The organism is Planococcus sp. ANT_H30 (genome assembly GCF_008369335.1).
Lineage (GTDB): Bacteria > Bacillota > Bacilli > Bacillales_A > Planococcaceae > Planococcus > Planococcus kocurii.
The window spans coordinates 525,970-541,498 of the sequence record NZ_VOBJ01000001.1 but is presented as its reverse complement, the minus strand read 5'-3'; the positions used below and the strand labels follow the sequence as shown (position 1 = coordinate 541,498).

Annotated in this window: 13 protein-coding genes; 12 read left to right on the top strand and 1 reads right to left on the bottom strand. The window is 38.2% G+C overall.

The window, feature by feature from the left end; genetic code table 11:
* Positions 1 to 73 precede the first annotated feature (73 nt).
* Positions 74 to 493: a GNAT family N-acetyltransferase gene (locus tag FQ085_RS02645; RefSeq protein WP_058384642.1), complete on the top strand. Its 420-nt coding sequence runs from the start codon at positions 74 to 76 to the stop codon at positions 491 to 493.
* 99 nt (positions 494 to 592) lie between these two features.
* Here the strand turns inward: FQ085_RS02645 and FQ085_RS02640 are convergent, their stop codons facing one another.
* The gene (locus FQ085_RS02640; protein ID WP_149455831.1) at positions 593 to 1,351 is read right to left on the bottom strand and encodes an NRDE family protein; all 759 of its coding nucleotides are present in this window, start codon (positions 1,349 to 1,351) and stop codon (positions 593 to 595) included.
* Between the two features lie 307 nt (positions 1,352 to 1,658).
* On the opposite strand from FQ085_RS02640, the gene FQ085_RS02635 reads away from it, so the two are divergent.
* The 11 genes from FQ085_RS02635 to hisD all read left to right on the top strand — a co-directional run bounded on the left by FQ085_RS02635 (position 1,659) and on the right by hisD (position 15,507).
* Entirely contained in the window at positions 1,659 to 3,332 is a 1,674-nt protein-coding gene (locus FQ085_RS02635) for a sensor domain-containing protein (RefSeq protein WP_149455830.1), read from the top strand.
* A 372-nt stretch (positions 3,333 to 3,704) separates the two neighbouring features.
* Positions 3,705 to 6,926: an ATP-binding protein gene (locus tag FQ085_RS02630; RefSeq protein ID WP_262499739.1), complete on the top strand. Its 3,222-nt coding sequence runs from the start codon at positions 3,705 to 3,707 to the stop codon at positions 6,924 to 6,926.
* Positions 6,927 to 6,943: 17 nt separating this feature from the next.
* Complete coding sequence (locus FQ085_RS02625; protein ID WP_149455828.1) at positions 6,944 to 7,639, top strand: response regulator transcription factor; 696 nt, start codon at positions 6,944 to 6,946, stop codon at positions 7,637 to 7,639.
* A 369-nt stretch (positions 7,640 to 8,008) separates the two neighbouring features.
* Positions 8,009 to 8,797: a YveK family protein gene (locus tag FQ085_RS02620; RefSeq protein ID WP_149455827.1), complete on the top strand. Its 789-nt coding sequence runs from the start codon at positions 8,009 to 8,011 to the stop codon at positions 8,795 to 8,797.
* Positions 8,739 to 9,434, top strand: coding sequence for a CpsD/CapB family tyrosine-protein kinase (locus FQ085_RS02615; protein WP_058384648.1), 696 nt, complete (start codon positions 8,739 to 8,741; stop codon positions 9,432 to 9,434). The genes FQ085_RS02620 and FQ085_RS02615 overlap by 59 nt, the downstream gene beginning before the upstream one ends.
* Before the next feature lie 32 nt (positions 9,435 to 9,466).
* Positions 9,467 to 10,414, top strand: coding sequence for a polysaccharide biosynthesis protein (locus FQ085_RS02610; protein ID WP_149455826.1), 948 nt, complete (start codon positions 9,467 to 9,469; stop codon positions 10,412 to 10,414).
* Positions 10,415 to 10,511: 97 nt separating this feature from the next.
* The gene (locus FQ085_RS02605; protein WP_149455825.1) at positions 10,512 to 11,015 is read left to right on the top strand and encodes a sugar-transfer associated ATP-grasp domain-containing protein; all 504 of its coding nucleotides are present in this window, start codon (positions 10,512 to 10,514) and stop codon (positions 11,013 to 11,015) included.
* 135 nt (positions 11,016 to 11,150) lie between these two features.
* A complete protein-coding gene (locus tag FQ085_RS02600) occupies positions 11,151 to 12,437 on the top strand; it encodes a nucleotide sugar dehydrogenase (RefSeq protein WP_149455824.1) in 1,287 nt (428 codons plus the stop codon).
* 169 nt (positions 12,438 to 12,606) lie between these two features.
* Positions 12,607 to 12,936, top strand: a complete 330-nt coding sequence (locus FQ085_RS02595) for a hypothetical protein (protein WP_058384652.1) — start codon at positions 12,607 to 12,609, stop codon at positions 12,934 to 12,936.
* A 215-nt stretch (positions 12,937 to 13,151) separates the two neighbouring features.
* The gene (locus tag FQ085_RS02590; protein WP_149455823.1) at positions 13,152 to 14,138 is read left to right on the top strand and encodes a LacI family DNA-binding transcriptional regulator; all 987 of its coding nucleotides are present in this window, start codon (positions 13,152 to 13,154) and stop codon (positions 14,136 to 14,138) included.
* A gap of 91 nt (positions 14,139 to 14,229) precedes the next feature.
* Positions 14,230 to 15,507 (top strand): histidinol dehydrogenase, encoded by a 1,278-nt coding sequence (gene hisD / locus FQ085_RS02585; RefSeq protein WP_149455822.1) that lies wholly within the window; start codon positions 14,230 to 14,232, stop codon positions 15,505 to 15,507.
* Positions 15,508 to 15,529 lie beyond the last annotated feature (22 nt).

Below are 15,529 nucleotides of genomic sequence, written 5' to 3'. Positions count from 1 at the left end.
GTAACGGCGTTGTAAAACCAGAATTTTCTATAGTATAATAATACCAAGGAAATCTAAAGAAGAGGTGACTCAAATGACTCATTTAACGCTACATACAGGCTATCAAGAAGAAGATACGTATTTTATGAAATACAAATTAATTACGCACAATAAGAATTTAATTGATTACACGGAAGAAGAGAAAGTCAATTTTATGTTAAAAGATGAAGAAGAAAACATTCTGGGTGGACTCGTTGGACATATAGATTGGGAATGCTTTTTCGTTGATATATTGTGGGTCGACGAGTCACTGCGTGGTTTAGGAAAAGGGCAACAACTAATTCAAGAAGCTGAGGATTATGCACGCAAAAAAGATTGTCGTCTTATTCGGTTAGAAACATTCAGTTTCCAAGCACCAGCATTCTACAAAAGATTAGGATTTAAAGAGATGGGGAAACTCGAAGATTTCCCTAAAGGGTATACTCACTATTATCTATACAAAGAATTGACGTAAAATGCCGCAAGTTTCAACAGAATGTAAATTGATTTTGAATAGATGCTACAAAAAAGAGAGGGAGCACCCAAATGGATTCAGAGGGCGCTTTTTCTCTTTTTACTTTATCTTGAAATTGAAAAGACGATCCTCTTTAAACTGGCCATTTTCATAATTTCGTTCAGCAAATGTAAGGGTGTTGTCATGCGTTATTAAGACGATTGTTGAAGAACGAGTGCCGTATTCAGGAGTTTTAATAAATATCGGAGACAGCATTCGTTCTAAGTCCAAGCTAACACCGGTAGTGGGAAGATGAGCGTCGTGTGCTTGTTCAGCATCTGAAAGTATCGCAAAAATTTCTTCCAAGTCAACTGTAGAAGTACGCGCCATATAAGAAGTGAGACTTTCTTTTCCTTTCGACACTTTTGGCCAAGGCGTGTTCAAAAAGTGATTGCTGAGTCCATGAGTACCCAGGGGAACTTCGTAAGATTTATTTTGAATATTGTTATAGTACATCAATTGTTCAACATCTCCTACAATCAGATTAAAACCCGCATAGTCTTTCGGATTGATTGATCGTAAATAGTCTTTAGGGGAAGTTGAAGCTGCTAAAAAATTTTTGACGACGGCTCCTCTAGAAAAAGTAGCTGCTTCTATATTAGTGGGATCGCGAAAATTTGTTAATGCAGCAATGCGTCCTTGCTTTGTGACACCTAACCACGTACCCATTTGTGTCAAGTCACGACCGGCTAGTATATGGGGCTCATCTTCCCAAAAATGAGCAGCTGCAGTAGGACGACTATAAAATTCATCTCGATTAGCAGCAATAATTAATTTGTAAGTTGGATGATTTCGAAATTGGAGGTTGATCAGGCACATAGTATTCTCCTTTTAGATTTAGTATATACAATAGTTGAAGTCAATGGTAAAAATAGTTGCGACACGATGCTTTTGCTATTTTTTAGCCAATAATAGACGGGCTTGTAAGCAAAAAAGTACGTAAGAATAGCAAGAAATTCGAAGCTTTGTTTGTAAAAAAGGATTATTTGTATCAATTAAATAAAACTTTTGTAGGAAAAGTATTTTTTTATTTAGGTATAAAGCTTCAATCTAATTTCATCTCTGATACACTATAAAAAGAGTTTTGAAAAGAACATATGTATTCTCAAGGAGTGGGGGAGCAGAGATGGAAAGCAAAGTAGCTTCATTGTCTTTTGCGCGCGTATTAATGGAGGGAATTAAAGAAATGGTGTTTGTTGTAAGAGTTGATGGAGCGAATTCTTTTACGTATGATTTCCTTAATAATGCAGTAATAGAGAGGACTTCACTAGTTTCTGCTTCAGTTGGCAAGAAGTTAAACGAAGTCCATTCCACATCAATGACAACATTTTTAACTGAAAGATACAATGAAGTCGTTCAAACAACTCAAAGTATAAGCTATGAAGATTCATTTTATTGTAACCGAAATAAGTTGCTGTATTCAAAAACTGTTATGACACCTTTTTTAGATGAAAAAGGTATATGTACCCATATTGTTAGCTTAGTCAAAGATATAACGAATGAGAAAATAGCCAAACTAGAAAGTGAAGGAATTCGTGAACGCCTAGAAGAAAGCAACGCACGATATCGGTCCCTCTTTGATAATAACGCAGATGCTATTTTCACCGTTGATTTTAACGGACATATTACAGGAGGCAATTCCTCAGGCAGCATACTCAGTGGATGCGCTATGAAAGAATTAGCAGGTAAAAGCTTTTTTGACTTTGTTATTACGGAGGATGTAGAACGGGCAAAAAACTATTTTCACTTGTCCATTTTAGGTGACAATAAAGATTGGCGTTTTAGCATCTCCAATAAGTCAGGTAAATCGATTGCTTGCTTAGTGAAGTTTATTCCAATAAGTGTGAAAAACAACATCCCGGGATTTTATATGATTGTCAAAGATATGACAGAGTTGGACAAAATTTCAGGTCTCTATGAAGCTGGAGAAGAGAATTTCCGAATCATTGCGGAAAATGTCCACGATGTCATTATATTAATGGACCAAGACAAACAATACCTCTATATGTCGCCGTCATGTGAAAATATTTTTGGCTTTAGAGCAGAAGGTATTATTGGAAAAAAACCATTTTATAATGTTCATCCTGAAGATACGTCAGTTGCTGAACAAGCCTTTAATCAAGCAGCAAAAGAAGGTTCTACGTTTCAATTACAAATTCGTCTTTTGCATAAAAGTAGAGGCTGGATTTGGACAGAAGTCAGTGGAATGCCGGTTTTTGGAGAAGATCAAAAATTTAACCGGATGGTTATGGTTGCAAGAGATATTTCGATTCAAAAAGAATATGAAAGTCAACTTCATCATTTTGCTTATTTTGATTCGTTAACCGAGTTACCAAACCGACGTTATTTTCAAGCGTATGCAACTGAAAAGTTGGAACAGAATGACACAAGCCAAAGAAACTTAGCTATTCTACTTATTGATATTGATGATTTTAAGGACATTAATGATCAGTGGGGACATGAAATTGGTGATGCGGTTATTCAAGAGTTCGGTTATCGCTTGAACCGTTGTATGGTTGGAGAAAATATGGCTGCCCGTTTAGGGGGAGACGAATTTATCGTCTTACTGACGGATGCAGCCGATAAGGAAAAAGTATCAGAAGTTACAGATGCTATTTACCGTATCACGAAAGAACCAATCAATGTGCAAGAGTTATCATTGTACATCACGATTAGTATGGGTGTTGCATTAGCACCAACTGAGAAAACTTCCATTTCTACTATTATGAAGCGTGCAGATATGGCGATGTACAAAGCCAAGCAACTGGAAAAAAATTCGTTTTTCGTAAGTCCAACATGAGCAAATGCAGCTCGTGTTTTTTTGTGTTCAGAAACAAACCGACGATTTATCGTAATAAATCGTATATGTGGTATTTGAATTTTCAGAAATAAAATAAGTATGCTTTCAATTTAAAAAATGGTATGCTTTTGTCAAACCATAAATCCTGATTAAAATACAAAAAATGGTTCTCTAAGTAATTATATAGACCTTTAATGGTTATATTTTTTGGAAGTATTTAATAATAATATGTACTCTAGACTATCGCTATATTTTAATATTCTCTTATAATTCCCTACTTATTTGATCAGTTGAGGTGAGAAAATGAACAATTTCTACCAAAAAACTTCTATTAGTGTGAAAGTGTGTTGCATTTTCTTGGCGTTCTTTTTTTTGAGCAATACTGAAAAAATTGCTAGTACGAATGACAGCGAAAAAGTAGTGTTGTTAAGTGAAGAGGATAAGAAAAAGACGCTTTCAAAAAATCTTCAGATTCTTGAAGATGTAGAAGGTACGCTTAAAATTAGTGACCTGCAGTCTCCACCATACAGTTGGAAATTTAGTTTAAATGAAAATGGAATTCCGAATATGGGATTTTCATCTGATGTTTATTGGGTAAAGTTTACGATTGAAAATCATGCAGAAACTGAAGAATGGCTTCTTGAACTTGCAAATCCTTTTCTCGATCATGTCATTCTTTATTCACCAGAACCTTCTGGGGGATTTTCGATTACGGAATTTGGAGAAACAATGTCAGATTCGAAAAAACTTTATTCAAGCCGCTCTCCGGTTTTCAAGTTGCCTCTTCTAAATAAAGGTGAGAATACATTCTTTATGAAAATTGAGTCACAAGGAGTCCTATACTTTCCTGTGACTGTTTGGGAACACGCAGCATATGATGCTAAATCCCAGCAAATGACGGCGATGATTGGACTAGTAAGTGGAATAAGCCTGTTGTTTTTTGGCTGGTGCATCTACTCATTTTTTAAGTATCGTCAGAAAAATTTTCTTTATTTATTAATTTTGGCGGTTTCGTTACTGTTTACCGCTGCTGAATGGACAGGTTTAAATTTCACTTATATTTGGCCGGATTTTAAATGGGGAAGTAATCAAACGATACTAGTAGCTTGTGGTGCAGCGAGTTTAATGACGTTCTTTATCCTTAAAGAATTGTTGTCAGGTGTTCTCAACATACACTGGCTTTCTATGGTTATTAAGTGGATGGTAGCGTGTGTCTTGTTTTCAGTGATGGTTTCTTTCTTTTCTTATTCACTAACAAGCCTGTTCAGCTTTGCATCTTCTGCTCTAACAATCGTCTTAACGTGTGTTCTTGCTTTTTCCGCTTGGCAAAAAGGAATTTCTTATGCTGCTCCATACACTGCCGCCTTGTTCGTATCGATAGCCATCCTCACCATTTCCTTTTTAACGGCTACGGGGGTTTTACCCTATATCGAAACTGTTCAATACGCCGTGTACGTTATCAGTTGGAGCATACTCTTACTTGCTGCTAAAGCGTTGCTGAAAAAAGAAAAAATGAAGCTTGAAAAAACACAACAGTTGGAACGTCAAGCGAATGACCGTCAACTGCTGAAAGTCACAACGCTAAAAAATGACAACAAAAGAAAAGATGAGTTACTGGCGTTTGCATCAAATGGCTTGCGAACACCACTTTATGGTGTGATTGGCATTGCAGAATCACTTCAACAATCTGCTAGTGGTAAAATGTCTCCTCAGATGATAACCCAATTGGATGAACTGGTGACCAGTAGCAAAAATATGGCACATTTGATCAATGATGTTGTCGATTTTTCAAAACAGAAGCCGTCTTCTTTACAGCGCCATACGACAGCGATTGCGCTTGATGAACTTTGCACGAATGTGATCGCAATTTATAAGCCACTTTTAAAAAATGAAGCCGTCAAGCTTTATCACACAGTACCAGCCTCGTTGCCAAAACCATGTGCAGATCCTGATCGACTGCGACAAATTTTGAGTAACCTTGTCAACAATTCTATTGAGCATACCCGTGTAGGTGAAATCGTGCTATCGGCGAGGATTTTTGAAGGAGATTTAGAAATTTCAGTAAAAGATACAGGAAATAGTATAGAGGAAAAGAAAATCCCAATTTTTTTTGAATGGAATATTCCGCAAGAAAAACCGTTGAGAAATCATGGGATGGATTTGAAAATCACTAAAAATCTAATTGAACTTCAAGGGGGGACGTTGAAACTTGAGTCTTTAAAAGAAAGTGGCTCTCTTTTCATTGTTACTTTACCCATTTGCACGGATGCATCTAATGCTCCGTTGCTAGGAGACTCTAGAAATCAGACGAAAGAATTGACCGCTTCGCAGTTAGCAGATTCCTTGTTAAAGCAGCGTCCTACTAAAAAAAATCTGCACGTTCTGGTGATTGAAACAGACGAAATCAATCGGCTTGTTTTATTGCGGCAACTGATATCAGCAAACTATCAAGCAGTCGGTGTAGAGGATGGCAAAGCAGCGCTGCATTTGTTGTCGCATCAATCAATAGATTTGATTGTGATGGATGGTAGTTTAACGGACATGACAAGCGATGAATTATGCAAACTTATACGCTTGGAGTATACATTAACAGAAATGCCGATTTTGATGTTATCGGATGCAGACAGTCTTCAAGAGAAAAAAGATGCTTTTACAGCAGGGGTCAATGACTATTTGCTAAAGCCTTGTGATAAAGAAGAGTTTTTATTGCGTGTTAAGACCTTGGCAAATATGCGCAGCTTGACTCAAGAAATTACGAATCTGAACTACTTTCTTGAACGCAATGTGAATGAACGAACAATGGCACTTGAAATTACCAATATGAATCTACTGACAGTGAACGATGAAATTCAAGAAATTGAAAAGTCTCGAAATGAAATGTTGTCAGCAATTTCACATGAGTTAGGTACACCAATCACGCTAATCCATAGTTATATACAAGCAGTGAAAGAAAGTTTAATCGAAGAAAACAACCCACGCTATCTGGATATGATTCATAAAAAACTACTACTGCTGGAACGACTCACAGAAGATCTTGTAGAGTTGACTAAATACAAGTCTGGACATATGACTCTGCGTTTCTTGGAAAAAGATTCGCTCGTGTGGATCGCAAGGCTTGCAGAATCAATGGCTTCTGATGTTACTCAAAGTGGCCGTGTTTTCGAATTTTTCGGTACAAAAAATCCCGATAATATTAGTCACTCGCTGTTAGTAATTGATTTAGATCGTCTTGATCAAGTAATTTCCAATATTTTATGGAATTCTGTTAAGCATACTTCTCCAGAAGAAGGCAAAATTACGTTATCTATGGAAATCGTCGCCAATAACAACGACAATGCATTATTAGACGAGGAGTCTGATGGAGAACTGGTGGTTCGCATTGCTGATAATGGAAGTGGGATCAAGAAAGAGGCCTTGCCCTATATTTTCGACCGTTTTTACAAAATCAATCGTTCTGCTAGCTACAAAGGAAGTGGACTTGGATTGGCAATCGCCAAAGAAATTGTATTAGCGCATAAAGGACAAATATGGGCGGATAGTATAGAAGGACAAGGAAGCGTTTTCGTCATTGTATTGCCGCTAACTTTTCAGTAAGGATGGGAGGAAAACAGATGAATGTTGCGACTGTGTTAATTGTTGAGGATGATGAAGGCATCCGCGAACTGATGCGGTTGTTTCTGCTAAAAAAAGGATATGGTGTTATCCAAGCTGAAGATGGCTATCAAGCTTTAACATTATTAGAAAAAGAAAAGCCAAATCTCATTTTGTTGGACGTAGAAATGCCTGGTATGAATGGACTGGAAGTATGCAAAAAAATCCGATTAAAAACCACTTTGCCAATTTTGTTCGTTAGTTACCGAAAAGAGTTGGTTTATAAAATTCAAGGACTTGAAGTAGGGGGCGATGATTACATTACCAAACCCTTTGATTTTAATGAGTTAGAAGCTCGGATTCGTGCAATTCTTCGACGAAACGGTTGGAGGAGCGGTGAACAAGAACAGTTAACGATTTTGAAGTATAACGACCTGCATATTCATGTGGATGCCCGAGAACTGTACGTTGCAGGAACGCAGGTCAAACTGTATCATAAAGAATTTCAATTATTGTTGTTGCTCGCGCAGACTCCCAACCGAGTTTGGACCGCTGAACAACTATACGATCAAGTGTGGGGCTATTATTCTGAAGGAGATGTCCAAACAGTCAAAGTACACATTAGTAAATTACGGAAAAAAATTGAGCAAGACCCAGCCAATCCAATTTATATCCAAACCGTACGAGGTTTTGGCTATAAATTTATACTAGCGTAAGCGGGTCTGTCCCATAAGCCTCTAACAGAAAACAGACGGAGAAAAAGAAACTCTTTTTCTCCGTCTGTTTTCTTAAAATCGCGGGCGAGAATACAGAACTTGTCAAGACTCTGGAGGTAAAGTTTTGGAATGACCAGTTGCTTTTGATAGAAATAGAACATCTTTGTATTTTTCAAATTCAACAAGGTTGTAGCCGAAAAGTCATTGTTTATGATTTTTTGACTGCATCCTTTTTTTATTGAAAAAATAAAATAAGTAGTAAGAACTACGAATAATTTGTTTTCTAAATTTTTAGATTATTTAACGTCTATTTAACCTAGTCACTTCAAAATAAGAAGCACAAAGGATAGACCATAGGAGGATTTAATTATGGAGAGTACATTCAATCTGAATAAATTCCTGAAAGCGATGCAAAAGAGAAAGGCGTTAATCATTTTTGTTACGCTTGCGTTCGTTGTCTTTAGTGCAGTAGCAAGTTATACCCTTATAAAGCCGGTTTATAAGGCGACAACTCAAATTTTGATCAATCAAAATACCGCCATTAATCAGGACTTTACTAGTTTGGATATTGATACGAACTTGCAATTAATCGGGACGTATAACGTCATTATTAAAAGTCCTGCGATTTTAACAACTGTAATTGAAAAATTACAGTTGGACGAAACGGTTCAATCATTGACCAATCGGATAACTGTCAACAATATTGAAAGCTCACAAGTAGTAACTTTATCGGTTGAAGATTCTTCTATGAAAGGAGCGGTACTGGTTGCTAATACGACTGCACAGGTTTTCCAAGAGGAAATTCAGCGAATGATGAAAGTGGATAATGTCAGCATCTTAGCTGCAGCTGAAACTACTGCAAATCCTAATCCAATTCGTCCCGATCCGATTTTCAATATGGTGATTGGTGCAATTGTTGGTTTGGCTTTTGGCGTCGGCATCACACTAATTTTGGAGCAGTTAAACACGACAGTGCGCTCGGAAGAAGACATCGAAGAAATGGCTGGACTTCAGATTTTGGGGGTCGTTAGTCAAGTAGACAGTAATTTAAAGATGGAAAAGCCGTTAAATCTAACAACTAGATTGGAGAAGGATCATTATGCGGACAGCGAACAAGACAAAAAGGTTAATGCCGCGAAAATTGGTGGCTCGTACTAATCCACATTCCATCGCAGCGGAACAATACCGAACAATAAGAACAAATATTAACTTCTCGACGCCTGATTTGCATTCGAGAGTCATTTTATTTACGTCTGCTGCAAAAGAAGAAGGAAAGTCGACAACGGCTGCAAATATGGCCATCGTTTTTGCCGAAACTGGAAAAAAAGTACTATTGATCGACGCAGACATGCGGCGTCCAACTTTATATCGAACATTTCAACTCGGCAATAATACAGGCTTATCCAATTTATTGTTGAGAAAAGGAAGCCTGAAGCAATCAGTCAAAGTGAGTGGCATAGCAAATTTAGACCTACTTATGAGTGGACAAATCCCACCAAATCCGGCCGAGTTACTCGAAGCGGATGCTTTGGATGAATTGATCGCAGAGATGCGTGAAACCTACGATTATATTCTTTTCGATTCACCGCCAATCCTTTCTGTAACCGATTCTAAAATTTTAGCCAATCGATGCGACGGCACGGTACTGGTCGTTAATACCGGCAAATCAGAAAAAATAAGCGTTGAAAAAGCACGTGATTCTTTAGCAACCGCAAAAGCCTTAATTTTGGGAGTGGTGTTGAATAATTACCCGATGAACAAGGAAAATTACTATTACCATAATTATAATGAATGACCAAATGGAACTGTAGGAAAGGAAGAAAGTGAATGAAGATTAGCAAACAGCAACTACTTGGAAATCTTCATCGTTGTCTCGTTCCTGTTCTTGTCCTCTTTCGCCATTTCCATACATTTGTGCTCGTAGGATTTGAAAACCTGGAAGAAAAAATGGAACACGTAGTCTTACCCCAAGCACCTCATCTTACTGACAAAATAGTGATGGTAATCGGAGCGGGAGGAATGATTGGTTCAGAAATTAGCCGTCAGCTCATTCACTATCAACCCGCTCGAATTTTACTGCTCGGACATGGACCGCAATCGATTTATTCGGTTGAGTACGAAGTAAGAAAACTGATGAAAAGACAGACAGAAATTATCCCCATTATCTTAAATATTCAAGACAAAAAACGTCTTTTTGAAGCAGTCGAACGATACAAGCCCGATATAATCTACCATACAGACGGTCAACAGCAAATTGATGTCACTGAAGAAAGGCCATTAAAAGCAGTATACATCTCAGCGTTTGGAACAAAAAATAGTGCAGAAGCAGCCACTCGCTATCACGTTGATGCGTTTGTGTTAGTATCTTCTGAGCACGCAGCAAAGCCGTTAAACCTCAAAGAAGCGAATAAAAGATTGGCTGAAATAATCATAAATACTATTTCAACAACTAGTTTGACACGGTACGTCATCATTCGATTACCAGCACATGTTTTTAAAGAACAACTACCGGGAAACTTCTTTCCGCTGTTCGAGCAAAAAACAAAAACTGGTTACGCAGTTCAGCACATTCTTCATGGTGGAGGACTAAAAACAGCTATAGGTAAAAGTAGCTTGTTTCAACTACAAGGGAAGTCTATCTACAAGGTACTCCAAAAATCACAAGGGCTTAGTCAACTAGACATGGCCCGTTTGTTGAAACAGTTGAAAACAGCATCTGAAGATGAGGCGCGTAAACTGGTTATTTCAATTATCGAACAACAAAAGAATTTCTAACCGGTACCTGAATGATTGCGTTTGAAGATTTTGCTTTTTAAGCAGCGAATTTTTTGTTGCTCAGTAGAATAATAAAACAGGAAAAGGGTGAATTCGGATGGGTGTAGAAAAATATCGAGATGAATTTAGTTTTGAAGAACTAGTGAGAAGCAACATACCTTTTCAAGATAGAGACATGATAGAACAGCATCCTTTCTTAAATAAAATCTATCCGTATGCTTTAAATACGATTCATCTTGTAACGTATTGCGAAAACAATACGGTATCGTTATTATCTGGCAGTTTGGAAATTGGGGCGGTTGAAAGCGATAATGGATTTGTGGAAAAGCTCGGTGAGATTTCATGTGGTTTGGATCAACAAGGAAATTTAAAATCGCATGCATATAAGTTGAATACGCTTGAGAAAATTGATAAACATCCACAGACACGTTTTGTTTTTGGCGGAAGCCAAATTCCACATTTTGATCGGCTTAAAGCTTTTGTCATCAGTTTGCATATTCAAAACAAAGTTGAAGATGTTGTGTCATGGAAACTAGCGTTAACTTCAAAAGGACAAGTCATCTTACTTACCTCACTAACGGAAAAAGAGAATTTACTTTAACAAATTTCAAGTGTCTTATACTAGCTGTTTTATTTTTTCGACATTCTACTATAAGAACTGTGCAAGATTTGACAAATTGGCACGGGCAATCCGAGAGCACATGGTAGAGGCAGGAGAAAGGGGATATCCGTCATCATGTTACAAAATTTAAAAATAGCAGTTGTTGGATTGGGGTATGTCGGATTGCCCGTAGCAATTGCGTTTAATCATAAATACCCAGTTACCGGCTACGATACGAATACCGCTAGAATTCAGGCTTTGATGCTTGGACTAGATAAGACAAACGAAGTAAGCCGTGAGGAATTTGAAAAAGCAACGATTGTTTTTACGGCGACCCCTTCAGATTTAAAAGATGCAGGGTTTATTATCATAGCCGTACCATCAGCGATGGATAAAGACCATCTGCCAGATTTATCCGCTTTAAAAAAGGCTAGTAAATGTGTCGGGGAACATATGAAAAAAGGCGCGGTTATCGTCTACGAATCCATTGTGGCACCCGGTGTGACTGAAGACTTGTGTATTCCATTACTCGAGAAGTATTCTGGGTACGAAAGCGGCAAAGAATTTTTTGTCGGGTATTCCCCTGCAAGAATTTTTCCAGGAGATAAAAAAAACAACTTTAAAAAAATGAAAAAAGTAGTTGCAGGACAAAATGAAGAAGTCACAGAATATCTGGCGATGGTTTATGGCAGTATCGTTACTGGGGGTATACATAAAGCCTCTTCCATTCGTGTTGCTGAAACAGCAAAGTTGATTGAAAATATTCAACAAGATGTTAATATAGCATTGATCAACGAATTGGCGAAGATCTGCGAGCAGTTGGGCATCGATACACAGGAAGTGCTAGAAACGGCAGGAAGTAAACGCGGTTTTTTAAAAACAATGCCAAATTTAGTTGGTGGACAGGGAATCGGACTAGCTTCACATTATTTAGCGGACAAAGCAAGAAGTTTGGGGCAGCGTTCGGAAGTGATTGTGTCAGGACGTAAAATTAATGACGGAATGGGTCGTTTTATTGCGCAGTCGTTAATCAAAAAAATGAATCAGGAGAATACTAATGTCGCAACCAGTCGTGTGACGATCTTGGGACTTTCTTTTCAAGAAGAAGTTCCCGATTTACGCAATTCTAAAGTAGTCGATATCGTCAAGGAACTAAAAGAACACGGCATCGATGTACAATTAGCAGATCCTTATGCTTCCGCTGAAGACACCACTCTCTACTACGAGTCTCATCTTTCACCTCACCACCAACTAAAACCAGCGCATGCAGTTATTTTGGCTGTTCCGCACAAGCCTTATAGAGAAAGTGGTTGGCAGCAGTTTGACAGTTTATTGATTGAGCAACAAGGAATAGTCTTTGATCTAAAAGGGGCGCTTGATGTAAAGAAAAAACCTGAAAAGATTCAGTTATGGCGGCTATAGTTATAAAAAAAGGATGAATGTCAGTTCACCGAATTGCACTAGTTGACCTATTTGCTTCTTGCAAATGGGTCTTTTTTTGTCAATGAAAAACAAGGGATTTACGCACTTACAGTTTTTTCGAGTGACTTGACGGGTATGGAACAGTATAGAACTGGAGGAGGGCGAAGTTATGGAAATTATTCCGAAAAGAGATTTGTTGAAAGATCGTTACGGAAATTTTTATAGGGTGTCTTATGCTTCTAAAAAATCGTTAACAATCGTCAATGCAGCTATGTATCATGCTTTCAACCAAACACTCGATGAAGAGCTGGTAGCTAAAGTAAAGGCAAAATATCCGAATGATGTCGCCTGCGGAAAATATTTCGCCGATTTGGTTCATGAACAAGTAGAACAGATGAGTACGGCTGAACATGCTGGCACTATTTACGACATTGAAGACGTAAAAAAAGAATACGATTTGCACATGAAACCGCTATACGATGATTCGTTTCACTTGTAACAGTTTATAAGTTTGTACCAATGAAAATTGCCAAGTTAGCACAAAAGGATTCATGCTAGTTTCAGTTTTAGAAAATCGTAAAACGGAGCAAATGAAAGAGTAAAATTCCTGCTGTTGCCTGCAGGAATTTTTACTGCGACTAAACACAAGGGATGCTAGAAAAGCAGTTATAGTGTAAGCTAGAGTTCGATATTAGTGGAAAAGGGTTGAAAAGAATGAAGTCTACAATCAATGCAAAAGATGTTGCAAAGCTTGCAGGTGTCTCGCAATCGTCTGTTTCTAGAGTCTATTTTGAAGGTGCAAAAGTTTCTAAAAAAACACGTCAAAAAGTATTGGCTGCAGCAGAAGAACTGGGCTATCGGCCAAATGAGTTTGCCAGAAGTTTAATCACCAACCGAACAAAAATTATAGGCTTAGTGATGAAAGGCGTACAAAATCCTTTTTATCCTCAAGTCTTAACACAGTTTACAGCTTCATTTAAAAAATTCGGCTATAGCATTCTATTCGTCCATACGAATAGCGATGAAATTCAAACTGAAGATATTGAGACCTTATTGAATTACAATGTTGCTGGAGTGGTCATCACAGATGCAACGATGTCGCTAAATGTTGCAGAAAGCTTCAGGGTAAATCAGATTCCGTTGGTGTTTTTTAACCGGAAATTGAGCCGTTCTAATTTCTATTCGGTCTGCTGCAATAACTTGAGTGCAGGTCGTGCAATAGCAGAATATCTGATCGCTAAAGGCTCGAAAGATATGGCTTACATTTCGGGCAATGAAAATACATCGACTAGTCAAGAACGTGAAGAAGGATTTAGCGAAGTAGTGACTCAACACAATTTGAATTTCAAAAAGTATTCATCAGATTATACATATGAAGGTGGCTATAAAACAACCCTTGCAATCATGGAAGAAGAGGCACTGCCATCCGCTTTTTTTGTAGCGAATGATATTATGGCGCTAGGTGTTATGGATGCTTTACGGAAAAAAGAAATTCAAGTTCCAGAACAAGTTAAAGTGATTGGCTTTGATAACATTGGCATGTCTTCTTGGCCTGCTTATGAACTGACAACTTGGGAACAACCGATTGAAAAAATGGTAGAAGAAACGGTGACTTATTTATTAGCTGAAATGATTGACTATACAGGCACAGCAGAGGCTGTAGAAGTGGATGGGGTATTTATTGAACGGAAAACGACATAATAAGTGTTGACATTTATCGAAAATGCGCATATTCTCTAAATAGTTTCATTTTTGCATACGTATTCAAAAATAAAGGTTTGGAGGAATTATGATGATGAAAGTATTGAAAGCAGGAAAATCCCAAGAAGAAGTAAGCGCTAACGATTCGAAAGTTTCACAAATAGTGGCGGAGGCATTATTAGCCATTGAAGAAAATGGCGATCAAGCAGTGCGTGAACTATCAGGTAAATTTGATAATTGGCAGCCAGAATCTTTTCGCTTGTCTCAAGCTGAAATAAATGAAATCGTTTCCACTGTTCCTGATCATGTTATCGAGGATATTAAGTTTGCCCAAAAAAATATTCGCGACTTTGCAGAAGCACAACTGGCTTCTATGAATGACGTTGAAGTAGAAAATATACCAGGAGTTATTCTTGGACATAAAAACATTCCAGTGAACAGTGTAGGCTGCTATATTCCAGGTGGACGCTATCCAATGGTTGCTTCCGCTCATATGAGTGTGCTAACAGCAAAAGTTGCTGGTGTTAAACGTGTAATCGCTTGCACACCGCCAATCAATGGAGAAATTCCAAACGCGACAATTGCCGCAATGTCACTTGCTGGAGCAGATGAAATCTATTTACTTGGTGGAATTCAAGCGATGGCAGCGATGGCGATCGGAACGGAAACAATTAAATCAGTTGATATGATCGTCGGGCCGGGAAATGCCTTTGTAGCGGAAGCGAAGCGTCAATTGTACGGACGCGTTGGAATCGACTTATTTGCTGGACCGACTGAAACGCTAGTGGTAGCAGATCATACAGCGGATGCCGAAATGGTGGCGACAGATCTTCTAGGTCAAGGAGAGCACGGCCCCACTTCACCAGGAGCATTGATTACAACTTCAGAAGAACTAGCAAATGAAACAATTAAAGAAATCGAACGCCAATTAGAAACATTAGTAACGGCCGATGTTGCACGCGTTTCATGGGAAGATTACGGCCAAATCTTACTAGTCGATTCAATAGAAGAAGCACGTATTGAAGCAGACCGTTTGGCATTTGAGCATGTTGAAATCCTAACAGAAAATCCTGATTATTTCCTTGAAAATATGACGAATTATGGCTGTTTATTTTTAGGACCCGAAACGAATGTGGCATATGGCGACAAAGTAATTGGGACTAACCATACATTGCCGACAAAAGGCGCTGCTCATTACACAGGTGGATTGTGGGTAGGTAAGTTCATCAAAACCGTTACGTATCAGAAAGTAACACCAGAAGCGAGTGCTTATATCGGTGAATATGCAGCACGTTTATGCCAGCTTGAAAACTTCGCAGGACATGCAGAACAGGCGCTTCTCAGAGTCAGAAGATACGGCAGTAAATAAGTTAATCTAAGGGGTATGGGAG

Excerpts from the sequence above, each read along its gene's own strand:
- FQ085_RS02645 (WP_058384642.1), top strand. The coding sequence starts at position 74 with ATGACTCATTTAACGCTACATACAGGCTATCAAGAAGAAGATACGTAT.
- FQ085_RS02640 (WP_149455831.1), bottom strand. The coding sequence starts at position 1,351 with ATGTGCCTGATCAACCTCCAATTTCGAAATCATCCAACTTACAAATTA.
- FQ085_RS02635 (WP_149455830.1), top strand. The coding sequence starts at position 1,659 with ATGGAAAGCAAAGTAGCTTCATTGTCTTTTGCGCGCGTATTAATGGAG.
- FQ085_RS02625 (WP_149455828.1), top strand. The coding sequence starts at position 6,944 with ATGAATGTTGCGACTGTGTTAATTGTTGAGGATGATGAAGGCATCCGC.
- FQ085_RS02620 (WP_149455827.1), top strand. The coding sequence starts at position 8,009 with ATGGAGAGTACATTCAATCTGAATAAATTCCTGAAAGCGATGCAAAAG.
- FQ085_RS02615 (WP_058384648.1), top strand. The coding sequence starts at position 8,739 with ATGCGGACAGCGAACAAGACAAAAAGGTTAATGCCGCGAAAATTGGTG.
- FQ085_RS02610 (WP_149455826.1), top strand. The coding sequence starts at position 9,467 with ATGAAGATTAGCAAACAGCAACTACTTGGAAATCTTCATCGTTGTCTC.
- FQ085_RS02605 (WP_149455825.1), top strand. The coding sequence starts at position 10,512 with ATGGGTGTAGAAAAATATCGAGATGAATTTAGTTTTGAAGAACTAGTG.
- FQ085_RS02600 (WP_149455824.1), top strand. The coding sequence starts at position 11,151 with ATGTTACAAAATTTAAAAATAGCAGTTGTTGGATTGGGGTATGTCGGA.
- FQ085_RS02595 (WP_058384652.1), top strand. The coding sequence starts at position 12,607 with ATGGAAATTATTCCGAAAAGAGATTTGTTGAAAGATCGTTACGGAAAT.
- FQ085_RS02590 (WP_149455823.1), top strand. The coding sequence starts at position 13,152 with ATGAAGTCTACAATCAATGCAAAAGATGTTGCAAAGCTTGCAGGTGTC.
- hisD (WP_149455822.1), top strand. The coding sequence starts at position 14,230 with ATGATGAAAGTATTGAAAGCAGGAAAATCCCAAGAAGAAGTAAGCGCT.